A 24,291-nucleotide genomic window follows, 5' to 3' on the forward strand; every position below is an offset into this window, starting at 1 on the left:
CACCGGCCCGGTTCAGCCACGCCCCCGGCCGCCCACCGTTCCTCCGTACGGGGAGCCCTGGTTGACGCTTTGCGGGTCGAACGCGCCGGTGGCCGCGTACCGTGCCGCGATGCCGGTGAGTTCGGCCTCCGGGATCACGTCGCGGATGTCGGTGAATCCGCCGGGTGCACGCCGGTGGGCCAGGTCGATGACCACCTCGGGTCCCTTCTGCCGGTTGGACAGCTGCAGTCGGGTCATGGCGGGCCGGCGGTCCGCCTCGTAGGCGGTGAGCGCGGCCACCGGGTCGCGGTGGCCGGCCAGCGCGTGGGCGAGGGCCCGGCCGTCGACGATGGACTGGGTCGCCCCGTTGGAGCCGATCGGGTACATCGCATGTGCCGCGTCGCCGATCAGCGTCGTACGGCCCCGGGACCACAGGGGCAGCGGATCGCGGTCCACCATCGGGTACTCGTACGCCGCGTCGGCGGCGTGGAGGATCTCCGGGACGCTGACCCCGTCGAACTCCCAGCCCGCGAAGCGGCCGGCGAACGCGGCCACGGCGACGGACCGGTTCCAGTCGCCGCGGAAGGTGTCCCCGGCCGTCTCGGAGGGCGCGGCGAGCGCCCAGTTGACGAGGACGTCACCGCCGTCGGCGGGCTCGGAGATCGGATAGACGACGGCCCGCAGCCGGTCGTCCCCGGCGATGAGCATGAAATCGCCCGCGCGATGGGCGGGCACGCGCGAGATCCCGCGCCAGACGAGCATCCCGTTCCACGGCGGCTCGCCCTCGCCGGGACGGAGCGCGGCGCGTACCGCGGAGCGGATGCCGTCCGCGCCGATGAGCAGGTCCGGTTCCAGCGAGGCCCGACCGCGGCGTGCGCCGTCGCTGTGTTCCAGGGTGACGCGGGGGCGGCCGCCGTCTAGCCGGTCGACGCGCGTCACACGTACACCGCTGAGCAGAGCGCTCTCGCCGAGCCTGTCCCGTACGGCCTCGGCGAGCGTGAGCTGCAGCGCGCCGCGGTGGACGGACAGCTGGGGCCAGTTGTACCCGGCGGCGAGTCCGCGCGGATCGCGGGAGATCAGGCAGCCGCTGCGGTGGTAGTAGCGCAGTTCCCGGGTGCGTACGGCGTGTTCCTCGATACGGTCCAGCACGCCGAGCGCGTCGAGTTCGCGCACCGCGTTGGGCATGATGTTCAGGCCCGCGCCGACCGGGCGGATCTCCGGGGCGGCCTCGACCACCGTGATCCGTTCGAACCCGGCCGTGTGCAGTGCGAGCGCGGCGGTGAGGCCGGCGATGCCGCCGCCGACGATCATGATGTGGGTCATGGGGACGAAATCTCCTCGAACTCTCCTGTGGCTCTCCTGTGGCGGTCAGCGGGCGCTGGTGTCCGGCGGCTCCACCGAGCGGCGCACCAGCGTCTCGTTCTCGCGGGTCAGATCGAGGACGGAGCGCAGGAGGGCGACCGGGGCGCCGCCGCTGCCGGCGTCGTAGAGCCGTACCTCCTCGCTGTATGCCTTGCGGGCGATGGTGAGGTGGCGGGCGCGGAAGGTCTTGAGGATGCGCAGCACGCGGGCGAGGGAGACCGCCGACGCGGTGAGCGTGGCGGGCACGCGGCCCCCACCCTCCCAGCTGAAGGCGGCGGAGAGCTTGGAGACGGCGGAGACGCCGCCCCGGTGGGCCGCGTAGTGCGCGCGCCAGGACGGCAGACTGTACTGGACGGACTCCTCGAGGAAGGTGTCGTAGCGTTCGTTGCCGCGGTCGCACTGCCAGAGCGTCAGGTCGACGAGCCACAGCGGGACCTGGGCGGCGGCGGGGCCGAGGTAGTCGCGGCCGGCGACGTCGACCTCCTCGAAGTAGGAGCGCAGTTCGCGGGCGAAGAAAACGGGGGAGACGCGGGCGACGGTGAAGTCGATCGAGTCGACCATGGACTGCACGTGCTGGGCGGTGCGGTCGAGGGCGAGGGCGAACCCCGGGTCGTACGGCTCCAGTCGGGCGAGCTCCGCGCAGGTGTCGAGCGAGGCGACGAGGCTGGGGAAGACCATGCGGACGGCGTCCTGGAGGTTGCCCTCCATGGGGTCGCCCGTGTACATCCGCCGGCGCTGTCCCGAGGGGTTCCAGGTCGTGTAGTGGTGCACGGTGTCCCGGGGGACCATGTCCGTGCGGCGGCCCAGCTCCTCCAGGACGGGCAGGGCCTCCGGAACGGCGGCGAGCGGCTGTGTGCCGTGCCGCTTCAGCGAACCGAGGAGGATGCCGAGGTCGCGCATCGCGGCGAGTGCGTCGACGATGCCGAGCGAGGCGACCCGGTTCTCGTCGGGTACGAGCGCGCGCAGGGCGACGGTGAGCGCGGGCACGTCCGCGTCCGCGTTCATGGCCGGGAGCGCGGCGAGCAGCGCGTCGGCACCGAGCGGATCGGCCGCACGTATCTCCGCTATCCGGTAACGCGGTTCGCCGAGCACATCGAGACCGGGCGCGACAAGGTCGTACAGGGTCAACGGAATGTCCCTTCGGACAGAAAACGGTTCACTGGTGGGATGTGGGGCGGGCGGTGCGCGGGCACCCCCGTGCCGTGATGGGCGCACGGCGTGCGCCCGGCACCGTCCCCGCCCCCGGTCACTCCACGGCGCCGCCGACCCGGTCCTGGCGTGGCGGCGCCATGGCGGGCGCGGGCAGCCGCAGCCGGGAGGAGAGCAGGGTGGCCAGGGCCGCGAACGCGGCTCCGGCCAGAAGGGCGGACCTGAAGCCCGCTGTCTCGGCCGCGGCGTCGCCGGCCACCGCGGTTCCCGCGGTGGCGACGGCGACGAGGACCGCGAGCCCGAGGACCGAGCCGAACTGCTGGCTGGTGTTGACCAGTCCGGAGGCTAGTCCCGTCTCCTCGGGCGAGGCCTCGGCCGTGGCGGCCACGTTGGTGGTGACCATCACCAGCGGAAGGGCGGCGCCCAGGACGAGGCTCGGGGCGAGGACGGTGGTGAGGAAGGTTCCGTCGGCATCGAGGGCGAGCGCGAGCCAGACCATGCCGGAAAGGAGCAGCCCGAAGCCGAGGGTCATGGCGGGGCGCAGCCCGAGCCGGCCGATGAGCCGGCCGGTCTGCGGGGCGACGGCAACGACGACGAGGGACAGCGGCAGCAGGCCCAGTCCGCCGGTGAGCGGGGAGTGTCCGAGCACCTTCTGCAGGTAGATGCTGACCAGGAAGAACATCGGGAACAACGCCATCTGGGCCAGTGCGCTGAGGACGTTGGCCCGTCGCAGGGCAGGACGGCGCAGCACGGCGGGCGGTACGAGCGGCCGGGCGATGCGCCGCTCCAGCAGGGCGAAGGCGGCGAGCAGGACGAGTCCCCCGGCCCCGCTCACGAGGGTCCGCGCGCCGGTCCAGCCCGCCTCGCCCGCGCCGACGAGGGCGTAGGCGAGGAGTCCGAGCCCACCGGTCGCCGTGAGCGCACCGCCGAGGTCGAAGCCCGTGTCGCGGCTGCGGACGCCCGGGGCGAGCAGCCGCAGCGCCGCTGCGGCGAGCGCGAGCGAGACGAGGACGTTGAGCCAGAACGTGGAGCGCCAGCCGAGGAGATCGGTCAGTACGCCCCCGAGCACGGTGCCGAGCACGCCACCGAGGCCGCCCATCGCGGCGAACACGCCGAGCGCCCTGTGCCGGGCGGGCCCGTCGGGAAAGAGGGTGAGCAGCAGGGCGAAGGCGGCGGCCGCGGCGAGTGCGGCGCCGATGCCCTGCGCGGCCCGCGCGGCGACGAGCAGCCCGATGCCGCCCGCGACGCCGCCCGCGGCGGACGCGGCGGCGAGCAGCCCGAGCCCGGCGAGGTAGAGCCGCCGGTGCCCGAAGAGGTCGGCGGTCCGCCCGCCGAGCAGCAGCAGCCCGCCGAAGGTGATGAGGTAGGCGTTGGCCACCCACGACAACCCGGCGGACCCGGACCCGAGGTCGTCGCCGACGGAGGGCAGGGCGACGTTGACGATCGCGGTGTCCATGATGAGGAGCAGCTGGGTGGCGGCGAGGAGCGGGAGCGCGGGGCCGGCCCCGGACGCGGCCCGATCGGCGGGGGCAGCGTCCGTGGTGCGGTCGTGGGTCACCGCTGTGCGGTCCTCTCGTCGAGCGCGTACCCCGACAGGCACGCCCGCGCCAGCGACTCGCAGCTGTCCGTGTCGCCCTCCCACACCTGCTGCATCAGATAGACGTGCGGCGCGCCGTGGTAGAAGCGCTCGTACTGCTCGTGGCGGGAGGCGAACTCCGAACCCAGCGCGTCCCACGCCAGCTTGAGCAGCTTGATGCGGTCCTCCGCCGGGTGGCCGGGCGAGCGGATGTACTTCCTCACCAGAGGGCCCAGCTCGGGGTGGAGCAGGTCGTCGGCCGACGCGGGGAGCTGGATGACCCCGCCGCCCGCCAGCATCTTGATCTCTTGCACGGCCGCCGGGTACAGCTCCCCCGCCATGATCCGCTGCGCGTAGGAGATGTCCTTGCCGGGCATCACCCCGCCGCGTCCACCCTCGACCTCCTCGTACGACGCCTCCGCCGCCAGCACGAACGCCTTCGCCTGAGCCACCCTGCCCATGAGCCGGCCGATCGCCTGGGTGACCGGCGGCAGCCGGTAGGTGTTGTTCGCCTTGGTGAGGAGGATCGCGATGCCGGTGAGGAACTCCAGTTTGGTCCAGAAGCGCGTGGCGGCCTGGTGAACGAAGTTCACGTACGCGGGTGTCCGCCACCACATGCCGAACGTCGCGTCGACGTTGCGGTAGGTCAGCATCCGCTCCCAGGGCACGAACACGTCGTCGCACACCAGCAGCGCGTCGTTCTCGTCGAACCGCGACGAGAGCGGGTTGTCGAAGACGCTGCGGGCCTGCGCCTCGTAGGAGGTGCGGGAGAGGAACTTCAGTCCGGGTGTGTCGATCGGCAGCGAGAAGCACAGGGCGTGGTCGACATCCTCGGGTGCGAGCGGTTCGATGGTGCCGACGATCACCTCGTTGCCGAAGACGGCCGCCGTGCCGATCATCTTGGCTCCGCGCACCACGACCCCGCCGTCCTTCTCCGCGACGACCCGGACGACCAGGTCGTCCTCCTCCTGCTGCGAGGCCCCCTTGGTGCGGTCGATCTGCGGGTTGGTGATGGTGAAGGTCGGGTAGAGGTCGCCCTCGGCCAGTCTGCGGTGGTAGGCCAGCGCGTTGTCCGCGCCGTCGAAGTCGTCGGTGGTGAACAGTCCCGGAGCCGCCGCGAATCCGGCCGCCCCGCCCGCCATGTAGTCCGGGGTCCGCCCGAGAAAACCGAAACTCGACTCGGCCCACACCTTGTAGGCGCGCCGCCGGGCGACCAGGTCCTCGTAGGTCTGCGGGACCCTGTACGCGCGATGCGCGCCGTCCGCGGTGAGCACCGACGCGTACTGCGGATCGTGTGCCAGGTCGTACAGCCGCGCGAGCGAGGCCGCGGTGTTGCGGAAGGCGGCATGGCGGGTGACGTCGGCGACGCGCTCGCCGTCGAGCCACACCTCGCGCCCGTCACGCAGCGATGCGAGGTACTCCTGGCCGGACCTGGTCAACGTCTCTCCTCGAAGGGGCTGCGGATGGACGGACCGCCGCCGGCCGCGCTGGAGCCGGCCGGGCGGCGGCTGGTTTCAGCCGAGCCTGTCCCCCGCCGAGGACACAGGGCAATGAACGACCGTCCAGCGGTCCTTAAGAACCGGCCAATCATGCGGCTGAGGCGCCTTTGCTGCGGTACTCGCCGGGCGTCATCCCGTACCACTTGCGAAAGGCCAGGTGGAAGCCGACCGCACTGAGGTAGCCGACCCGTTCGGGCACGGCGGACTGCGGGAGCGAGGTCTCGCCGAGCAGCCGGGCCGCCTCCTGCATCCGGCGGCCCGTCAGATGCCGTGCGGGCGCCTCGCCGACCAGGTCCCGGAAGGCCGCGGTGAAGGCGGAACGGGACATGCCGACCTCGCGGGCGAGCGACTCGATGGTCCACGGTTCGGCGAACCGGGTCGCGATGATCACCATGGCCTTGCTGATGCCGGGATGCCGGAGGACGGGCAGCACGGACGGGTTCCCGGCCAGCTCCCGCAGCAGCGGCCGCAGCGCGAGCACGAGCGCCATCTCGAAGGCGCGCAGGGTGATCAGCCGGTCCCCCGGCCCCACGGGCCGGTCCGTCGTGGCGAGCAGCCGCAGGGTGTCGCGCAGCAGCGGCTCCTGGTCGACCTGCGAGCCGTCGAGCACCAGGGCCCAGGGCAGCGCCTCGTACAGGCCGGTCGCCGCACTGGCGTCGTAGTGCAGTCCGGCGCACAGCAGTCTGCTGACGGGCCCCTCCCCCTCGATGCGGATCTCGCCGGAGGTGCCGGGCTGCCGCTCGGGCAGCACCGCGGCGAGCGAGACGCCCCGCCGGTCGGGGCGGTCGGCGAGCCGGTGCGCGGTTCCGGTGGGGAAGACGGCGAGGTCTCCCGCACGCAGCTCGATCGGCGTCTGGTCCTCGCCGGTGATCCAGCAGCCCCCCTCGGTGATGAAGTGCAGTACGGCGCAGCTCTGTTCCGCGTCCCCCTCGATGGCCCATGGCGCGCGCAGATGCCAACGGCTGTCGAAGACCCCGGTGAGCCTCAGCGGCTTCAGCAGCTCGCTCAGCAGGTCGTCGCGTTCGCTCTGGGTTGGTTTCAGTGGTCGTTCCATTGGACGATCCTTCAACCCCCGCCCCGGATTGTTAATTGATCGGCCGAAGCCGTCGCCGCGAGCCTTGAGGAGCCGTTCACGGCAGCAGTGACACCCTATCGAAGGGCCCTTCTGAGACATGTCCGATCACATTCCGATGCGCGTGGCCGTGGTGGGGGCGACCGGTTTCCAGGGTGGTGCGACGGCCCGTCTGCTGGCCGAACGCGGCCACCGGGTCCGCACCCTGAGCCGTAAGCCCGAGGAGGACCGCCCGAAGCTGCCCGGGGTCTCCGTCGCGAGCGGTGACCTGGGGCGGCAGGAGGACGTACGGCAGCTCTTCCATGGCGCGACCCATGCCGCGGTGACGATGCCGCTGGTCTACGAGGCCGAGAAGGTCATGCGCTACGCCCAGCACATCGCGAAGGCGGCGCGGGACAGCAAGGTGCACCGGATCGTGTACAACGCCAACACGCGTGTCCCGCGGCGGACGACGAACATCGCGGCGTTCGAGACGCGCCGCCTGGTGGAGACCGTGCTGCGCGAGGGCCTCGCCGAGAGCGGCGTGGAACTGGTCGTCGTGCGCCCCCCTGTGTACCTGGACAACCTCTTCAGCCCGTGGAACGGCCCGGCGCTGGTCGACGAGGGTGTGCTCGCCTACCCGCTGCCCGCCGACGTCCCCACGGCATGGATCTCCCACCGCGACCTGGCGCAGGCCGTGTACGCGGCCCTGCGGGCGGACGGGGTGGCCGGCCGTACGTTCGACATCGGCGGCGCACAGACCCTCACCGGGCCCCAATTGGCCGAGGAGTTCACCCGCGGGCTGGGGCATCCCGTGCGCTACACGGCTCTGGAGCCGCACGTCTTCGAGCAGGGGCTCGCGCAGATCGTGGGCCCGCGGACGGCGGGCGGGGTGGCGGGTATCTACCACTTCATGGCGAGCGGGGTGGAGCCGGCGCTGATGGCGGGCGACGGCGGCGGCTCGGCGCGCGAGCTGGGCTTCACGGCCGCTGCGGTGAACGAGTGGGTCACCCGGCAGCCGTGGCAGATGTGGTCGGGCCGTACGGCCGAGTCCGCCGAGACCGCCTGACGGCTCGTCGGCAGGGGGCCGTATACAGAGGGCGACAGGAAGGACCGGTTCCGTCCAGGTGACGGGTCCGGTCCTTTTTCGTGCGTCTTGCGCGTCCCGCTACGTCCTAGTAGTTAACACATCGCCGGATTGGCCTCCCCGAAGGCGTGGGAAGGCTCATCCGGTACGCACGCGAGCGCACCCTTCGAATCGCATCCTTTCCGTCCACCCGAGTGAACGCGGACAGGAGCCGACATGCCCGCACCCGGCCAGTCACCGACCGAGCAGTTACAAAGAAGACACACACTGCGCAAATCACATCTACATGCTCGACCCGACCTGCCCGCACAGCCCTCAGGTGATGTTGTGAACTCGCTCATTGGCCGCATTCCCGTCCTGGACGTACGCCCGCTCGTCGACTGCGGCAGAAGGCCGGCGAAAGCCGTGGCGGGTGAGACCTTCCGGGTCACCGCCACGGTCTTCCGCGAGGGCCATGACGCGGTCGCCGCCAATGTCGTGCTGCACGATCCGAAGGGCCGCCCGGGGCCCTTCACCCCCATGCGGGAGCTCGCCCCGGGCACCGACCGCTGGGGCGCCGAGGTCACGCCCGACTGTGAGGGGGAGTGGACCTACACGGTGGAGGCGTGGAGCGATCCGGTCGCCACCTGGCGGCACCACGCCGAGATCAAGATCCCGGCCGGCATCGACACCGAGCTGGTTCTCGCGGAAGGCGCCGAGTTGTACGAGCGCGCCGCGGCCGGGGTGCCCAAGAAGGACGGCCGGGAGGCGGTTCTCGCCGTCGTCGACGCGCTGCGCGACACCGCGCGGCTCGCCGCCGCACGACTCGATGCCGCCCGCTGCGCCGACGCCGCCGCCGCGCTGTCCCGTCATCCGCTGCGTGAACTGGTCAGCTCCGCACCGCCGCTGCCGCTGAAGGTCGAGCGCCGGCGCGCGCTGTACGGCTCCTGGTACGAGATGTTCCCGCGCTCCGAGGGCGCGGTGGTCAAGGAGGGCGAGCCGCCCGTCTCGGGGACGCTGCGGACCGCGGCCGAGCGGCTGCCCGCCATCGCCGCGATGGGCTTCGACGTGGTGTACCTGCCACCGGTCCACCCCATCGGCACCACTCACCGCAAGGGCCGCGACAACTCTCTGACGCCCCATCCGCATGACGTGGGCGTGCCGTGGGCGATCGGTTCGGCGGAGGGCGGTCACGACGCGATCCACCCCGATCTCGGCACGCTCACGGACTTCGACCACTTCGTCCGGGCGGCCCGCTCGCTGCGCATGGAGGTCGCGCTGGACTTCGCGCTCCAGTGCTCGCCCGACCACCCCTGGGTGAAGGAGCACCCCGAGTGGTTCCGTCACCGGCCCGACGGATCCATCGCGTACGCCGAGAACCCGCCGAAGAAGTACCAGGACATCTATCCGGTCGCGTTCGACGCGGACATGCCCGGTCTGGTTCGTGAGACGGTACGGCTGCTGCGCTTCTGGATGGACCGCGGGGTGCGCATCTTCCGCGTCGACAACCCGCACACCAAGCCGGTCGTCTTCTGGGAGCAGGTGATCGCCGAGATCAACGGCAAGGACCCGGACGTCATCTTCCTCGCGGAGGCGTTCACCAGGCCGGCCATGATGCACACGCTGGCCGCGATCGGCTTCCAGCAGTCGTACACCTACTTCACCTGGCGCACCGCCAAGCACGAACTCACCGAGTACGTCACCGAGCTGTCCGGCGAGCCCGCCTCGTACATGCGGCCGAACTTCTTCGTGAACACCCCCGACATCCTGCACGTCTACCTCCAGGAGGGCGGCCGGCCCGCGTTCGAGGTGCGGGCGGTGCTGGCGGCGACGCTGTCCCCGTCGTGGGGCGTGTACGCCGGGTACGAGCTGTGCGAGAACGTCCCGCTGCGCGTCGGCAGCGAGGAGTACCGCTGCTCGGAGAAGTACCAACTGCGGCCCAGAGACTGGGAGTCGGCCGAACGCGAGGGCCGCACGATCACCCCGCTCATCACCCTGCTCAACCGGCTCAGGCGCCGCCACCCGGCGCTTCAGCAGCTGCGCGACGTCCACTTCCACCACGCCGACAACGAGGCGGTGATCGTCTACTCCAAGCGCTCGGGCCAGGACGTCGTGCTCGTCGTCGCCAACCTCGACCCCCACCACACCCAGGAGGCCACGGTCTCGTTGGACATGCCGCGGCTCGGACTCGCAGAACACGAGACCGTACCGGTGCGCGACGAGCTCACCGGTGAGACCTATCACTGGGGCAGGGCGAACTATGTGCGCCTCGAGCCGGGCACCACGCCCGCGCACATCGTCACCCTGCGACCGTCCCCGCAGACCGGAGGGTCACCCACATCATGATCGTCAATGAACCCGTCCCCGACACCTTCGAGGACACCCCCGCTCGTGACCGCGACCCCGACTGGTTCAAGCGGGCCGTCTTCTACGAGGTCCTCGTCCGCTCCTTCCAGGACAGCAACGGCGACGGCATCGGCGACCTCAAGGGAATCACCGCCAAACTGGACTATCTGCAATGGCTGGGCGTCGACTGCCTGTGGCTGCCGCCGTTCTTCAAGTCCCCGCTGAAGGACGGTGGTTACGACGTCGCGGACTACACGTCGGTGCTGCCGGACTTCGGTGACCTGGCCGACTTCGTGGAGTTCGTGGACGCCGCCCACCAGCGCGGCATGCGCGTCATCATCGACTTCGTGGTGAACCACACCAGCGACCAGCACCCGTGGTTCCAGGAGTCCCGAGCCAACCCCGACGGGCCGTACGGCGACTACTACATCTGGGCCGACGACGACAAGCAGTACCAGGACGCCCGCATCATCTTCGTCGACACCGAATCGTCGAACTGGACCTTCGACCCGGTACGCAAGCAGTACTACTGGCACCGGTTCTTCTCCCACCAGCCCGACCTCAACTACGAGAACCCCGCTGTGCAGGAGGAGATCATCTCCGCGCTGCGGTTCTGGCTCGACCTGGGCATCGACGGATTCCGGCTCGACGCCGTGCCGTACCTCTACCAGGAGGAGGGCACCAACTGCGAGAACCTTCCGCGCACCCACTCCTTCCTCAAGCGGGTGCGCAAGGAGATCGACGCGCACTACCCGGACACGGTGCTCCTCGCCGAGGCCAACCAGTGGCCCGAGGACGTCGTCGACTACTTCGGCGACTACGCGGCGGGCGGCGACGAGTGCCACATGGCGTTCCACTTCCCGGTGATGCCGCGGATCTTCATGGCCGTGCGGCGCGAGTCCCGCTACCCGGTGTCGGAGATCCTGGCCAAGACACCGGCCATCCCGAAGAACTGCCAGTGGGGCATCTTCCTGCGCAACCACGACGAGCTCACGCTCGAGATGGTCACGGACGAAGAGCGCGACTACATGTACGCGGAGTACGCCAAGGACCCGCGGATGCGGGCCAACATCGGCATCCGCCGCCGTCTCGCGCCGCTGCTGGACAACGACCGCAACCAGATCGAGCTGTTCACCGCGCTGCTGCTGTCCCTGCCCGGCTCGCCGATCCTCTACTACGGCGACGAGATCGGCATGGGCGACAACATCTGGCTCGGCGACCGGGACGCGGTGCGCACGCCGATGCAGTGGACCCCCGACCGCAACGCGGGCTTCTCCTCGTGCGACCCGGGCAGGCTGTACCTGCCGACCATCATGGACCCGGTCTACGGCTACCAGGTCACCAACGTCGAGGCGTCGATGTCCTCGCCGTCGTCGCTGCTGCACTGGACCCGGCGGATGATCGAGATCCGTAAGCAGAATCCTGCCTTCGGACTGGGGTCCTATACGGAACTGCCGTCGTCGAACCCGGCGGTGCTCGCGTTCCTGCGCGAGGCCCCCTCGACGGAGGACGGAGGCGACGATCTCGTTCTCTGTGTGCACAACTTCTCGCGGTTCGCACAGCCGACCGAGCTCGATCTGCGGGCATTCAGCGGCCGGCACCCGGTGGAACTGATCGGCGGTGTGCGGTTCCCGGCCATCGGCCAGTGGCCGTATCTGCTGACGCTGGCGGGCCACGGCTTCTACTGGTTCCGGCTGCGCAAGGACGCCGCACCGGCGGCGGCCCCGGGCGCCAAGCCGGGAACCGGGACGGGCACCACTCCGGCCTGACGGCCCAGAGGGGGGAAGTCAGGGGTCCGAAAGGCGCCCCCTGCGCCGGCGGGGCGGTTTCTGCCGCCCCGCACCGGGCACTCTCCCCCTCATCCCCGCGCGCCGCCGGACAGCCACAGCTGCAATCCGGGACACTTTGCGCATTCGTGGTGTACCCGGGGAAAGGACGCGATGCCCATGTCGGAGGCTGCTTCCACCCGGATCCCGCTCGCTCTGCTTCCGTCACTCGCCCCCCTGCTGCACCAATGGCTGCCCCGGCAGCGCTGGTTCGCGGGCAAGGGAACGCCGGTCACCGGCTTCTCCCTCGTGTCGGCAACCGAGTTGCTGCCGCTGCGGAGTCCGGGGCCGGGTCTGCTGCACCTGCTCGCACGGGTCGAGCAGCCCGGTTCACCGGGTGACTGCTACCAACTGCTCATCGGTGTACGTGAGACCCTGCCGACCGCCCTCGCCCCCGCGCTCATCGGCCACCTCGCCGACGGTCCGCTCGCCGGGCGCACGGTGTACGAGGGCACCCACGACCCCAGGCTCGCCGCCCTGCTCCTGGAGCGGCTGCGCACGCCCGGGTCGCTGGGGCCGCTGCGCTTCCAGCGGTACGACGGCTCGCCGGCGATTCCCGGCGGTCTGGCACCCCGGCCGCTCGGCGCCGAGCAGTCCAACTCCTCGCTCGTGTACGGCGACGCGTACATTCTCAAGCTCTTCCGCCGCCTCCACCCGGGACCCAACCCCGATCTGGAACTGCCGCTCGCGCTGGCCCGCGCCGGATGCGAGCGGGTGCCCACCCCGATCGCCTGGTACGAGTCGGCCACGCCGGAACCTTTCACCCTCGGAGTGCTGCAGCCGTTCCTGCGCGGTTCGCGCGACGGCTGGGTGCTCGCCCTGGAGGCCCTGGCCGAAGGCCGTTCCTTCCGGGCCGAGGCCCGCGAGCTCGGGCAGGTCACCGCCGAGGTGCACACGGCGCTGGCCCGGGCACTGCCCAGCGTGAAGCTGAGCGGCGCGCAGAGCGAGGAGCTGGCCGCCGCGATGATCCGGCGGCTGGAGGCCGCCGTCCGCACGGTGCCCGCGCTGGACTCGTACACGCCCCGGCTGCGGAAGGCGTTCGAGGCGGTCTCGCTGCTCGGGCGGCGCGGACGCATCTGGGCGGCTCAGCGGGTGCACGGCGATCTGCATCTGGGCCAGATACTGCGCGGCCCGGTCGCCACACCCTGGTCCGTCATCGACTTCGAGGGGGAGCCGGCCCGGCCGCTCACCGAGCGCTGCAGACCGCAGCCGGTGGTGCGCGACGTCGCCGGGATGCTCCGCTCCTTCGACTATGCGGCCCGTACGCACCGGCCGTGGAACCCGTCCTGGGCGGAGGCGTGCCGCGACGCGTACTGCTCGGGCTACGCGGAGGCGTGCGGCGCCGATCCGCGCGCCGAGCCCGAACTGCTGCGCGCCTACGAGACCGACAAGGCCGTGTACGAGGTCGTGTACGAGGCCAGGCACCGGCCGGACTGGCTGCCGGTGCCGATGGCCGCGATCGACCGCCTCGCGACGCTCGACTGACTCTCCCCGCTCCCTTACTCGCGCCCAGGAGGCCGACCCCCGTGACCCCCCGTCGCTCCCACCGCCCCACGACCGACGTCACTCCCCCGCCCCCCGGCGACGCGCCGACCGCGCCCGGCGGCACGGGAGCAACCGCCCCGCAGCCGTCGGAACGGACAGCCGCGCCGGACCCCGAGGCGGCCCCCGCGGACACACCCGGGCCGGCCGCGACCACGGGGCCGACCGGGGACGCGCCGACGACGACCACGGCACCGGCCGGACCCGCGCCCGGGGAGCGGAACACAGTCGCCGGGTCCGGGGACGCACCGGCGGCGGCCGGGCCCTGGGCTGTGTCCGACGGCGGCCGGGAGCCGGGCGGGGCATCCGCACCGGGCGCCGAGCCGACGGGCGGGCCCGCGCCCGGGACGTCCCCGGCCGAGGGCCGCGAGCCCGGCGCGGCACACACCGGGGACGCGTCGACGACGACCACGGGGCCGGGCGGACCCGCGCCCGAGGGGCGGAACACAGTCGCCGGGCCCGGGTCCGTGTCCGGCGTCGGCCGGAAGCCGCGCGCGGACGCGCCCGAGGAGCGCGACGCCGCCGGCGGGACCAGGCCCGCGCCGGCGGCGGCCGGGACGGGCGGGGACAGCGCGTCCGGGACGTCCCGGGCCGTGTCCGAACCTGCTGACGGGGCCGCGCCGGTGGTCTCGGACGCGCCCGGGACCTCACTGACCGAGAGGCACAGCGCCGGCGCTCGCGAGGAGACGCCCACGCCGGAGCCGACCGGTGGGGCGCAACGGAAGCCCGCCCCGGGCGGGCGGAGCCGGACCCGCAGGTCCGCCGACATGACGGGCACACCGCGACCGGTGTCCGACGCCCAGGCGGCACCGGCCCCGGCGCGCCGGCCCGCGGTCGCCGCACCACCCTCCACCGGCGAGCCCGCCCGCCGGACCGCCGATGCCCCGGCACAGGCCGACACGGCCGGTTCCGATGTCCGCAACGACGTGGCGGACGACGCCCCTGCAACCGGCGGCACGGCGCCCACCGCGCGACGCGTGGCCTCCGCCCGCAAGGCCGAAGCCGACGAACAGACAGACGCCCCCACGCCCGGCGGCACCGCGCCCACCGCGCGACGCGTGGCCTCCGCCCGCAAGGCCGGGGGCGACGCACCCGACCAGCGGCGCGTCACCGCCGCGCGCAAGGCCGACGCCGCGGAAGAGGACGGCGTCCGCGAGCCGTTGGCGGTGGGCGGGTCCACGGCGCGGGCCGTGGAGGCCGGGACGACGGGCGCGCCCGCCAAGAGCTCGGGCCGCGGGCCCGCGAAGGGCACGGGCAGCGGCGGCCGGGGCGGCGGGGGCACTCCGCGCCCGCGGGCCGGCGGTGTGCGCGCCGCCAAGCCGCTCGGGGACGACGACCGCGGCCGGCTGCTGTCCGGAAGTCACCACGACCCGCACGCGATCCTCGGCGCCCACCCTGTCCGCGGCGGTATCCAGCTGCGCGTCCTGCGCCCGCACGCGCTGTCCGTCACCGTCGTCGCCAAGGGGCTGCGTGCCGAGCTGAACAGCGACGGCGACGGCTTCTTCTCCGGCGTGCTTCCCCAACGCGCCGTTCCCCAGTACCGGCTGCTGGTGACCTACGAGGGCCACGAGGACGGCTTCGAGGTCGAGGACCCGTACCGCTTCCTGCCCGCGCTGGGCGACCTCGACCTGCATCTCATCGGCGAGGGCAGGCACGAGGAGCTGTGGAAGGCGCTCGGCGCGCACCTGATGACGCACCAGGGTGTGACCGGTACCCGGTTCACGGTCTGGGCGCCCGATGCTCAGGGCGTCCGCGTCGTCGGTGACTTCAACTTCTGGGACGGCACCGGCCACCCCATGCGTTCACTCGGTGCGACGGGCGTGTGGGAGCTGTTCCTGCCGGGGGTCGCCGAGGGCACGCTGTACAAGTTCGAGATCACCCGCCCGGACGGCTGGCACACCCAGCGGGCCGACCCGATGGCCCGGCGCACCGAGGTGCCGCCCGCGAACGCCTCGGTCGTGACCGCGTCGCAGCATGTGTGGCAGGACGGCGAGTGGATGGCCCACCGCGGCGACCGCCCGGTCCACGAGGCGCCGTTCTCGGTGTACGAGGTGCATCTGCCGTCCTGGCGGCCCGGCCTGACGTACCGGCAGCTCGCCGAGCAGCTGCCTCGGTATGTGAAGGATCTCGGTTTCACGCATGTGGAGTTCATGCCGGTCGCCGAGCACCCCTTCGGCGGTTCGTGGGGCTACCAGGTCACCGGTTTCTACGCGCCGACCTCCCGGATGGGCACCCCGGACGACTTCCGCTTCCTCGTCGACAGCCTGCACCGGGCCGGGATCGGCGTCCTGGTGGACTGGGTGCCGGCGCACTTCCCGCGGGACGACTGGGCGCTCGCCCAGTTCGACGGGCGCCCGCTGTACGAGCACAGCGACCCGACGCGGGCCGCGCACCCGGACTGGGGCACCCTCGAGTTCGACTACGGCCGCAAGGAGGTGCGCAACTTCCTGGTCGCGAACGCCACCTACTGGTGCGAGGAGTTCCACATCGACGGGCTGCGCGTGGACGCCGTCGCGTCGATGCTCTACCTCGACTACTCCCGCGAGGACGGCCAGTGGTCGCCCAACGAGCACGGCGGCCGGGAGAACCTGGACGCGGTCTCGTTCCTGCAGGAGATGAACGCCACCGTCTACCGGCGCAATCCGGGCGTCGTCACGATCGCCGAGGAGTCCACGGCGTGGAACGGCGTGACCCGGCCCACCGACCACGGCGGTCTGGGCTTCGGCCTGAAGTGGAACATGGGATGGATGCACGACTCGCTGCAGTACGTGTCGAAGGAGCCGGTGCACCGCAAGTTCCACCACAACGAGATGACGTTCTCGATGGTGTACGCGTACAGCGAGAACTACGTGCTGCCGATCTCGCACGACGAGGTGGTGCACGGCAAGCGCGCGCTGGTGAGCAAGATGCCGGGCGACTGGTGGCAGCAGCGGGCCAACCACCGTGCGTACCTCGGCTTCATGTGGGCCCACCCTGGCAAACAACTCCTCTTCATGGGACAGGAGTTCGCCCAGGGAGCGGAGTGGTCCGAGGGCCATGGGCCTGACTGGTGGCTGCTGGACCCGTCGTACTCGGCGGAGCCCGACCACCGGGGCGTACGCGACCTGGTGCGCGAACTGAACGCGGTCTACGGCGACGCGCCCGAGCTGTGGCAGCTCGACACGGTGCCGGAGGGCTTCGCCTGGGTGGACGGCGGGGCGGCCGAGGACAACGTCTTCGCGTTCCTGCGGTTCGGCAGGAACGGCACGCCGCTGCTCGCGGTGAGCAACTTCTCACCGGTGGTGCGGCACGACTTCCGGCTGGGGGTGCCCGGGTCGGTGTCCGCGTGGGCGGAGGTGCTGAACACGGACGAGGAGCGGTTCGGCGGCTCGGGCGTGCGCAACGCGGACCCGATGAAGCCGGAGCAGGTCGAGTCGCACGGCCGGCGGACGTCGATCGCGCCGACGCTGCCGCCGCTGGCGACGATCTGGCTGCGCCCCACCTGACGGGCCGCGTGCCCCGCTGCCGGCGCGGCGGCGGGGCACGGGGCACGGTCTAGGCGTCGGTGCGCACCAGGCCGAGCCGCTGGGTGGCGCGGGTGCAGGCCACGTAGAGGTCATTCACGCCGCGCGGGGAGCCGGAGCGGATCAGCTCGGGCTCGACCACGATCACCGTGTCGAACTCCAGTCCCTTCGCCGCCTTCGGGTCGAGCAGCACGACGGGCCTGGTCAGGTCCGGCTCCACGCCCGCGGCCGCCTCCGGCAGCTCGGCCGCGAGCGCCGGGAGCAGCGCGGTGGGCGCGATCACCGCGAGCCGCCCCTCGTGCGGCGCCTGGGCGACCTCCGCCGCCACCGTGCGGGCGAGGTCGTCCCGGGCGACGGCGACCTGGCGGGGTGCCACGCCGGTCGAGCGCACGGAGCGCGGCGGCTCGAACGCCGGGTCCTCGCTGCGCCGCACCTCGGCCGCGAGCGCCATGATCTCGGCGGGCGTGCGGTAGTTGACGCCCAGCCGGGTGTGCGCGAAACGGTCGCCTACGTACGGCTGGAGGATCTCCTGCCACGATCCGCTGCCCGCCGCGTCCCCCGTCTGCGCCGGGTCGCCGACGAGGGTCATCGACCGGGTCGGGCAGCGGCGCATCAGCAGCCGCCAGGCCATCGCGGACAACTCCTGCGCCTCGTCGACGATGATGTGCCCGAACGCCCAGGTGCGGTCGGCGGCGGCGCGGGCGGCCGCGCTGCGGTGGTCGGCCTCCTCCTGGCGTTCGGCCATGCGCTCGGCGTCGATGATGTCGTGCGCGGCGAGCACCTCGGACTCCTCGTCCTCGAACTCGTACGTCTGCGATCCGTGCGACAGCTCCAGCACGCCCTGCGCGTAGGCGATCCGGTCCTGGCGCTCGGCCTCGGCCGCGGCCCGCTCCGCGCTGTCGTCGACGCCGAGGAGCTCGGCGGCCTCGTCGAGAAGCGGTACGTCGGCGGGTGTCCAGGGACCCGTGGTGCGCCGGACCGCGTCCGCGTCCTCGGGGTCGAGGTACGGCTCCGGCTCGGCGAGGAGACCGGCGACGACCTGCTGCGGGGTGAGCGGGGGCCACAGCGCGTCGATGGCGGCGTGGACCTCGGCGCTGGTGGCGATCTCCTTGCCGAGCTGGGCGATGTCGTCGGGCCCCAGCAGGTTCCCGCCGCCGTACGGGTCGGCGCCGAGCCGGTCGGCGAGCTGCTCGGTCAGGGCGTCGATGACGCGGAACGCGAAGTGCGGGCGTGCCAGGTTGTGCGGCAGACCTGTGGCGCGGGCCCGGTCGCGGGCCTCGTACGCCATCTCGCGGTGCAGCAGCAGCGTCCCGTACTCGGCGTGGTCGATCTCCAGGGCCGGTTCGGGCAGTGTGCCGCCCTCCTCGCCCGTGGAGGCCGGCAGTGTCTCGGGGAGTGTCTGCCGGTCGGCGACGACGCGGGCCAGGACGTCCGCCATCGTGGCCGCGCCCTTGACGGCCGCGGCGCGCGGGGTGTCGGTGCCGGTGGCGTGCACGCCGGGAAACAGCTCGCCCATGGTGGACAGCAGGACGCCGGTCTCGCCGAGGGAGGGCAGGACTTCTCCGATGTAGCCGAGGAACGCGGGGTTGGGGCCGACGATCAGGACGGCGCGGCGGGCGAGCTGCTCGCGGTGGGCGTACAGGAGGTAGGCCGCGCGGTGCAGCGCCACCGCGGTCTTGCCCGTGCCCGGTCCGCCCTCGACGACGAGCACGCCGTGGCGCGGGGCGCGGATGATGCGGTCCTGTTCGGCCTGGATGGTCTGCACGATGTCGGCCATGCGCCCGGTACGGGCGGCGCCGAGCGCGGCGAGCAGCACCTCGTCGGCGTCGTGCGCCTCGTACCCGGTGCGGGTGGTGTCCGCGAGGTCGAGGATCTCGTCGTGGAGCGCGGTGACGGTCCGGCCTGCGGTGCTGATGTGCCGCCGGCGGCTCAGGCCCATCGATTCGTGCCCGGTTGCGAGGTAGAAGGGCCGGGCGACGGGTGCGCGCCAGTCGATGAGCAGCGGGGTGCGCTGCGGATCGTCCCTGCGCATTCCGATTCGGCCGATGTGATGGCGTGTGCCGTCCTTGAGATCGATGCGGCCGAAACACAGACCGTTGTCGACCGCATTGAGCGCGGAGAGGTGCGCACCGTGTTCGGCGACGCCACGTCCCGTTCGACACGCGACTGGGCGAGACCGGTGCTGGCCTGCCTCAACGTGGTCGCGATGGCGCCTTCGGCCTCCTCGCGGAGCGCGTCGAGACGCTCGTAGAGCCCGGTGATGAATTGCTGCTCGTTCTGCAATTCCTCGGTTGACAATTCAGCTCCTGCCGCGATATGGTGTCGCCAATGAACTTCTCCGCGTTTATCGCCGTACCGTGAAGTCGACGAACACGGAAACAATTAATATACGCAGAGCAAGACCCCGGCCGTCAATTCGGTTCCGGGGTATTTTTCTGCGCATGGACACATCGGCGGAGATATCGCCGGGCATTGTCCCGGCGACGGCGCTGCTGCACGACGACGACCTCGCCGGGCGCGCACTGCGTGCGGGGGACGAGGTCGACGTCCTGATCGCCGGGGTCGGCGTCGTACGGCACCGGGTGCGCCTCACGCTCGCCCGGTAGGGGTGTTCGTCAGCGCGCGAGCACGTCCTGGAGTTCCTCCAGGAGCCTGCGCTTGGGGCGGGCGCCGACCATCGAACGGACCGGCTCGCCGCCGTCGAAGACCAGCAGCGTCGGCAGCGACAGCACCCCGTACCGGGTCACCGTCTCCGGGTTCGCGTCCGCGTCGATCTGCACGACCTTCAGCCGGTCGGTCTCCTCGCGGGAGACCGCGCTCAGCACGGGCGCGAGCTGGCGGCACGGGCCGCACCAGTCCGCGCCGAACTCCACCAGGACCGGGCGGTCGGCGCCCAGCACCTCGCCGTCGAAGTCCGCATCGGTCACCACGGCCACGTCCTTGGCCAGAATCATCACTCAGCCTCCGAATTCGCATCTGGGTTCCGGACCGTCCCGCAGCTCCGCCTCGGCGCGCAGCAGTTGCGCGCCGACGTGCGCACGCACCGATCGCAACCGGTCGATGAGCGCGTCCAGCTCGGCGAGCTTGGCCCGGTACACGGCGAGCGAGGCGGGGCAGGAGTCTCCGGCCGGGTGCCCGGCGCGCAGGCATTCGACGAACGGCCGCGTCTCCTCCAGGTCGAACCCGAAGTCCTGCAGGGTCCGGATCTGCTGGAGCAACCGCAGATCGTCCTCGTCGTAGGTGCGGTAGCCGTTCACCGCGCGCCGGGCTGGCAGGAGCCCGCGGGACTCGTAGTAGCGCAGGGTGCGGGTGGTGGTGCCGGCCCGCTCCGCAAGCTCGCCGATTCGCATGTCCCCGACCGTAATCCTTGACGCCGACGTGAAGGCAACGGCGCGGGCCGCCGCTCAACCGCGGCGCGGCAGCAGCGGCTTGCGCTCCAGAGGTGAGGTCAGCACGATCGACGTCGTGGTGCGGCCGAGCGCCGACACCTGTTCCAGCACGTCCTCCAGGTGGACCGTGTCGGTCACGGCGACCTTGAGGATCCAGCAGTCCTCCCCCACGACGTGGTGCGCCTCGATCACCTCGGGGCGTTCCAGCAGCTCCAGCGTCCTCGGGTGCTTGAAGTTGTATCCGCCGTGCGGATTGACCCGGATGAAGGCCTGGATTCCGTGACCGAGCCGGGTGGGCGAGACATGCGCCCCGTAACCCGTGATCACCCCGGACGCCTCCAGCCTGCGCACGCGTTCGGTGACCGCCGCCGGACTGAGCCGGACCCGGCGCCCGAGCTCGCTGAGCTTGACGCGACCGTCGCTCTGGAGGATCTGAAGGATGTGCCGGTCGACGGCGTCCAGAGCGGCCACCGACGTTTCGTCGGCAGCGGACCTCGGTTGCCGTGGTTCTTTCGGCGCAGCGGCCCGATCTCCCATGACTCCCCCTTCATGCCGCGGCCCGCAAACATAACACTGGTGCATCGTAAGGAAATCGGCGGCAGGAAATGAGGATCCGGGGCGGATGAGAGACGTACTGGTCATCGGAGGAAATCGGTATTTCGGAAAGCGGCTGATATCCCGGCTGCTGGATTCCGGCGACCGGGTCACCGTCCTCAATCGCGGTTCGTCGGCCCCACCCGCGGGCGTGACCCGACTGACCGCCGACCGTTCCGATGAGCCCGCGCTGCGGTCGGCGCTCGGCACGCGCACCTTCGACGTGGTGATCGACCAGGTCTGCTACACGCCGCGCCAGGCGGACATCGCCCGCCGGGTGTTCGCCGGCCGCACCGGCCGTCATGTCATGACGTCCACCGTCGAGGTGTACGAGTACGAGGACTCGGCCGCGCCGGTCCGCGAGGAGGCGGTCGACCCGCTCACCGTACCCGTCGACCTCGCCGCGCCCTGGGACGACGCCGGCTACCTCGACGAGCACTACGGCGAGGGGAAGCGGCAGGCGGAGGCGGTCTTCGCGGCGGGCACGGCGTTCGACTGGGTCTCGGTGCGGGTCGCCCATGTGCTGGGCGGTGACGACGACTTCACGGGCCGGCTGGAGCACTACGCGACCCGGATGCGCACCGGCAGCCCCGTCGCGGTGCCGGTGAGGAATCACCCCGCGACGTACATTCATGTGGAGGAGATCGCCGACTTCCTTTTCTGGACGGCCGGTCAGGACTTCACGGGCCCGGTGAACGCGAATTCGCACGGCCCGCTCACAACCGCCGACATCTGCGCGGCCATCGGCCGCCGGACGGGCACCGAAGCGCAATTCACCACGGTGGAGGTGGGTGAGACGTCGCCGTTCTCGTTCGCCCGCTCCTACGGCATGGACAACACCCGGGCCACCGCACTGGGCTTCACGTTCGGGCACACCTCCGACTGGCTCGACCGGGCCGCGGCCGAGACGCTCGGCGCGCACACGGTGGACGCGGAGGCCCGGCGATGAGGTACCGCATGCTCGGTGACATACGCGTCGGGGCGATCGGATACGGGGCGATGCCCCTGTCCATCGAGGGGCATCCGGACGAACGGCAGGCCGTCGCCACCGTCCACGCCGCGCTGGACGCGGGCGTCACCCTGATCGACACGGCCGACTCGTACCACGTGCCCGGCGGTGAACCGGGGGCAGGCGAACGGCTCGTGGCCCGCGCGCTCGCCTCGTACGGCGGGGACACCGACACCGTGCTCGTCGCCACCAAGGGCGGCCGGGGCCGCGCGGCCGACGGCGGCTGGACGGTCGACGGCGACCCGCGGTACATCAAGCGGGCCGCGCGGGCTTCGCTCGCCCGGCTGGGCGGCGCCGCGATCGGGCTGTACCAGCTCCACAAGCCGGACCCGGCGGTCCCGTACGCCGACTCGGTCGGCGCGCTGCGGGACCTGCTGGAGGAGGGGACGATCCGCTACGCGGGGATCTCCAACGCCGACAGGGACCAGATCGCGCTGGCACACGACATGCTGGGCGACCGGTTGGTGTCCGTACAGAACCGCTACTCGCCCGAGGTGCGCTCCAGCGAGCCCGAACTGCGGCTGTGCGCGGAGCTGGGGACGGCGTTCCTGCCGTGGAGCCCGCTCGGCGGGATCTCGCGCAGTTCCCTGGACGGGCCGTCGGCGCTCGCCGCGGCCGGGCCGTACGCGGCCTTCCACTCGGTGGCGCGTGAGCGGGGCGTCAGCCCCCAGAGGATCGCGCTCGCCTGGCTCCTGGCGAAGTCGCCCACGGTCGTGCCGATTCCCGGGGCGAGCCGCCCGGGCAGTGTCATCGACTCCGCCGCGGCGGCGGATCTGGTGCTGACGGAGGCGGAGTTGGCGGCGCTGGACGCATGAGCGTCCGCACGGACCGCCCCGGAGGTCCCGGAGGTACGGAGTCCCGGAGATCCCCGGGGTGGCCCCGGACCGCGACGCCGGGCGCTGGACAGCGGTGTGCGCCGGGCCCGAGGGGGTGGGGCCCGGCGCACTCCGGTGGCAGTGAGGATCAGACCTTCACGGGCTCGCGCTCGTCGTCCCGCGGATGCGGAACGCCGGTCACCGTGTCCGCGGCCTCGTGCGGTGCGTGGTCGTCCAGCAGCGTCTTCTCGTCGAACGGCAGACGTCCCGCGAGGACCTCCCGCACCTGCCCCTTGTCGATCTCCTTGGTCCAGGTGCCGATCAGCACCGTCGCGACGGCGTTGCCCGCGAAGTTCGTCAGGGCCCGCGCCTCGCTCATGAAGCGGTCGATGCCGACGATCAGGCCCACACCGTCGACCATCTCCGGCCGGTGCGACTGCAGGCCGCCCGCGAGCGTCGCCAGGCCGGCTCCCGTGACGCCCGCCGCACCCTTGGATGCGACGAAGAGGAACAGCAGGAGCGCGATCTGCTCCCCGATCGACATCGGGTTGCCCATGGCGTCGGCGATGAAGAGCGAGGCCATGGTCATGTAGATCATGGTGCCGTCGAGGTTGAAGGAGTATCCGGTCGGGACGGTGATGCCGACGACCGGCTTGCTCACGCCCAGGTGCTCCATCTTCGCGATGAGCCGCGGCAGGGCGGACTCGGAGGAGGAGGTGGAGAGGATCAGCAGGAACTCCCGGCCCAGGTACTTGAAGAGGGAGAGGATGTTGAGGCCCGCGACGATCCGCAGGAGCGCGCCGAGCACGATGACCACGAAGAGGAAGCAGGTCACGTAGAAGCCGAGCATCAGCACGGCGAGGCTCTTGAGCGCGTCGAGACCGGCCGAACCGGTCACCGCGGCGATCGCGCCGAACGCGCCGATCGGGGCCGCCCACATCACCATGCCGAGAATGCGGAAGACGAGGCGCTGGATGTGCTCGATGCCGCGCAGCACCGGCCGGCCGGCCGGGCCCATGGCCTGGAGCGCGAAGCCCGCGAACAGGGCGACGAGGAGAGTCTGCAGGACCTCGCCGCCGGTGAAGGCGGAGACGATCGTGGTCGGGATGATCCCGAGCAGGAACTCGGTCGTGTCCTTGGCCTCGGCAGTGACCTGCTCCTGGCCCGCCTCCTTGACCGCGTCGGTCACCGCGAGGCTCGAACCGGGGTCCAGGATGTTGCCGACGACCAGGCCGATCCCCAGGGCGACCAGCGACATCACCACGAAGTAGCCGAGCGCGATACCGCCGACCGCGCCTACCTTGGCGGCCTTGCGCACCGAGCCGATGCCCAGCACGATCGTGCAGAAGATGATCGGCGAGATCATCATCTTGATCAGGTTCACGAACCCGGTCCCGATCGGCTTGAGCTCGACGGCGAAGTCGGGAGCGACCAGGCCGACGGCGATACCGAGCGCCACCGCGATGATCACGGCGATATAGAGATAGTGGGTACGGTCCCGCCTGACGGCTCCTGTGGCCACGGGGTCCTCCTCGTTTTCCGTTGCGTCCATGTCCCGATGGATGTCGTGAATATCCACCAGCCC

The 24,291-nt window shown here is 71.6% G+C and carries 17 protein-coding genes and 1 pseudogene; 8 read left to right on the forward strand and 10 right to left on the reverse strand.

What is annotated here, in order from left to right; translation table 11 throughout:
- Window positions 1-12 precede the first annotated feature (12 nt).
- The 5 genes from J7E88_RS25235 to J7E88_RS25255 all read right to left on the reverse strand — a co-directional run bounded on the left by J7E88_RS25235 (window position 13) and on the right by J7E88_RS25255 (window position 6,619).
- Entirely contained in the window at window positions 13-1,302 is a 1,290-nt protein-coding gene (locus J7E88_RS25235) for a flavin-dependent oxidoreductase (protein WP_215184913.1), read from the reverse strand.
- A gap of 45 nt (window positions 1,303-1,347) precedes the next feature.
- Window positions 1,348-2,469, reverse strand: coding sequence for a monodechloroaminopyrrolnitrin synthase PrnB family protein (locus J7E88_RS25240; RefSeq protein ID WP_215184915.1), 1,122 nt, complete (start codon window positions 2,467-2,469; stop codon window positions 1,348-1,350).
- A 118-nt stretch (window positions 2,470-2,587) separates the two neighbouring features.
- A complete protein-coding gene (locus J7E88_RS25245) occupies window positions 2,588-4,048 on the reverse strand; it encodes an MFS transporter (RefSeq protein WP_308307599.1) in 1,461 nt (486 codons plus the stop codon).
- On the reverse strand, window positions 4,045-5,505 hold the full coding sequence (locus J7E88_RS25250; RefSeq protein ID WP_215184917.1) for a 4-hydroxyphenylacetate 3-hydroxylase family protein: 1,461 nt from the start codon (window positions 5,503-5,505) through the stop codon (window positions 4,045-4,047). Before J7E88_RS25250 ends, J7E88_RS25245 begins: the two co-directional genes overlap by 4 nt.
- Before the next feature lie 148 nt (window positions 5,506-5,653).
- Window positions 5,654-6,619: an AraC family transcriptional regulator gene (locus tag J7E88_RS25255; RefSeq protein WP_215184919.1), complete on the reverse strand. Its 966-nt coding sequence runs from the start codon at window positions 6,617-6,619 to the stop codon at window positions 5,654-5,656.
- A 118-nt stretch (window positions 6,620-6,737) separates the two neighbouring features.
- Between J7E88_RS25255 and J7E88_RS25260 the strand changes: the two genes are divergently transcribed.
- The 5 genes from J7E88_RS25260 (at window position 6,738) to glgB (ending at window position 16,881) form a co-directional block, all read left to right on the forward strand.
- Window positions 6,738-7,685: an SDR family oxidoreductase gene (locus J7E88_RS25260; protein WP_215184921.1), complete on the forward strand. Its 948-nt coding sequence runs from the start codon at window positions 6,738-6,740 to the stop codon at window positions 7,683-7,685.
- 345 nt (window positions 7,686-8,030) lie between these two features.
- Window positions 8,031-10,028, forward strand: coding sequence for an alpha-1,4-glucan--maltose-1-phosphate maltosyltransferase (locus J7E88_RS25265; RefSeq protein WP_308307600.1), 1,998 nt, complete (start codon window positions 8,031-8,033; stop codon window positions 10,026-10,028).
- Window positions 10,025-11,797 (forward strand): maltose alpha-D-glucosyltransferase, encoded by a 1,773-nt coding sequence (gene treS / locus J7E88_RS25270; RefSeq protein ID WP_215184925.1) that lies wholly within the window; start codon window positions 10,025-10,027, stop codon window positions 11,795-11,797. Before J7E88_RS25265 ends, treS begins: the two co-directional genes overlap by 4 nt.
- 177 nt (window positions 11,798-11,974) lie before the next feature.
- Window positions 11,975-13,339 carry a phosphotransferase gene (locus J7E88_RS25275; RefSeq protein ID WP_215184927.1) on the forward strand — a complete coding sequence of 455 codons (1,365 nt, stop codon included), beginning with the start codon at window positions 11,975-11,977 and terminating at the stop codon, window positions 13,337-13,339.
- Window positions 13,340-14,184: 845 nt separating this feature from the next.
- Window positions 14,185-16,881 carry a 1,4-alpha-glucan branching enzyme gene (gene glgB, locus J7E88_RS25280; protein ID WP_308307601.1) on the forward strand — a complete coding sequence of 899 codons (2,697 nt, stop codon included), beginning with the start codon at window positions 14,185-14,187 and terminating at the stop codon, window positions 16,879-16,881.
- Between the two features lie 49 nt (window positions 16,882-16,930).
- Here glgB and J7E88_RS25285 read toward each other — a convergent pair.
- Window positions 16,931-19,182: pseudogene (locus J7E88_RS25285) on the reverse strand (ATP-binding domain-containing protein).
- Between the two features lie 158 nt (window positions 19,183-19,340).
- On the opposite strand from J7E88_RS25285, the gene J7E88_RS25290 reads away from it, so the two are divergent.
- A complete protein-coding gene (locus tag J7E88_RS25290) occupies window positions 19,341-19,505 on the forward strand; it encodes a hypothetical protein (protein WP_215184931.1) in 165 nt (54 codons plus the stop codon).
- Between the two features lie 9 nt (window positions 19,506-19,514).
- Here J7E88_RS25290 and trxA read toward each other — a convergent pair whose 3' ends face one another.
- The 3 genes from trxA to J7E88_RS25305 are packed head-to-tail and all read right to left on the reverse strand — an operon-like array spanning window position 19,515 to window position 20,825.
- Window positions 19,515-19,853, reverse strand: coding sequence for a thioredoxin (trxA, locus tag J7E88_RS25295; protein WP_251023161.1), 339 nt, complete (start codon window positions 19,851-19,853; stop codon window positions 19,515-19,517).
- A gap of 3 nt (window positions 19,854-19,856) precedes the next feature.
- Complete coding sequence (locus J7E88_RS25300; RefSeq protein WP_215184933.1) at window positions 19,857-20,249, reverse strand: MerR family transcriptional regulator; 393 nt, start codon at window positions 20,247-20,249, stop codon at window positions 19,857-19,859.
- Between the two features lie 54 nt (window positions 20,250-20,303).
- Window positions 20,304-20,825, reverse strand: a complete 522-nt coding sequence (locus J7E88_RS25305) for an Lrp/AsnC family transcriptional regulator (protein WP_215184935.1) — start codon at window positions 20,823-20,825, stop codon at window positions 20,304-20,306.
- 85 nt (window positions 20,826-20,910) lie between these two features.
- Between J7E88_RS25305 and J7E88_RS25310 the strand changes: the two genes are divergently transcribed.
- Both J7E88_RS25310 and J7E88_RS25315 read left to right on the forward strand, forming a co-directional pair.
- On the forward strand, window positions 20,911-21,831 hold the full coding sequence (locus J7E88_RS25310; protein WP_215184936.1) for an NAD-dependent epimerase/dehydratase family protein: 921 nt from the start codon (window positions 20,911-20,913) through the stop codon (window positions 21,829-21,831).
- Window positions 21,828-22,706, forward strand: coding sequence for an aldo/keto reductase (locus tag J7E88_RS25315; RefSeq protein ID WP_215184938.1), 879 nt, complete (start codon window positions 21,828-21,830; stop codon window positions 22,704-22,706). The genes J7E88_RS25310 and J7E88_RS25315 overlap by 4 nt, the downstream gene beginning before the upstream one ends.
- A gap of 148 nt (window positions 22,707-22,854) precedes the next feature.
- Here the strand turns inward: J7E88_RS25315 and J7E88_RS25320 are convergent, their stop codons facing one another.
- Window positions 22,855-24,258 carry a cation:dicarboxylate symporter family transporter gene (locus J7E88_RS25320; protein ID WP_251023162.1) on the reverse strand — a complete coding sequence of 468 codons (1,404 nt, stop codon included), beginning with the start codon at window positions 24,256-24,258 and terminating at the stop codon, window positions 22,855-22,857.
- Window positions 24,259-24,291: the final 33 nt, after the last annotated feature.

Origin of the sequence: Streptomyces sp. ISL-10 (assembly GCF_018614575.1) — a bacterium.
Classification (GTDB): domain Bacteria; phylum Actinomycetota; class Actinomycetes; order Streptomycetales; family Streptomycetaceae; genus Streptomyces.

Excerpts from the sequence above, each read along its gene's own strand:
- J7E88_RS25320 (WP_251023162.1), bottom strand. The coding sequence starts at position 24,258 with ATGGACGCAACGGAAAACGAGGAGGACCCCGTGGCCACAGGAGCCGTC.
- J7E88_RS25260 (WP_215184921.1), top strand. The coding sequence starts at position 6,738 with ATGTCCGATCACATTCCGATGCGCGTGGCCGTGGTGGGGGCGACCGGT.
- J7E88_RS25275 (WP_215184927.1), top strand. The coding sequence starts at position 11,975 with ATGTCGGAGGCTGCTTCCACCCGGATCCCGCTCGCTCTGCTTCCGTCA.
- J7E88_RS25315 (WP_215184938.1), top strand. The coding sequence starts at position 21,828 with ATGAGGTACCGCATGCTCGGTGACATACGCGTCGGGGCGATCGGATAC.
- J7E88_RS25300 (WP_215184933.1), bottom strand. The coding sequence starts at position 20,249 with ATGCGAATCGGCGAGCTTGCGGAGCGGGCCGGCACCACCACCCGCACC.
- treS (WP_215184925.1), top strand. The coding sequence starts at position 10,025 with ATGATCGTCAATGAACCCGTCCCCGACACCTTCGAGGACACCCCCGCT.
- trxA (WP_251023161.1), bottom strand. The coding sequence starts at position 19,853 with ATGATTCTGGCCAAGGACGTGGCCGTGGTGACCGATGCGGACTTCGAC.
- J7E88_RS25310 (WP_215184936.1), top strand. The coding sequence starts at position 20,911 with ATGAGAGACGTACTGGTCATCGGAGGAAATCGGTATTTCGGAAAGCGG.
- J7E88_RS25255 (WP_215184919.1), bottom strand. The coding sequence starts at position 6,619 with ATGGAACGACCACTGAAACCAACCCAGAGCGAACGCGACGACCTGCTG.
- J7E88_RS25290 (WP_215184931.1), top strand. The coding sequence starts at position 19,341 with ATGGACACATCGGCGGAGATATCGCCGGGCATTGTCCCGGCGACGGCG.
- J7E88_RS25305 (WP_215184935.1), bottom strand. The coding sequence starts at position 20,825 with ATGGGAGATCGGGCCGCTGCGCCGAAAGAACCACGGCAACCGAGGTCC.
- J7E88_RS25235 (WP_215184913.1), bottom strand. The coding sequence starts at position 1,302 with ATGACCCACATCATGATCGTCGGCGGCGGCATCGCCGGCCTCACCGCC.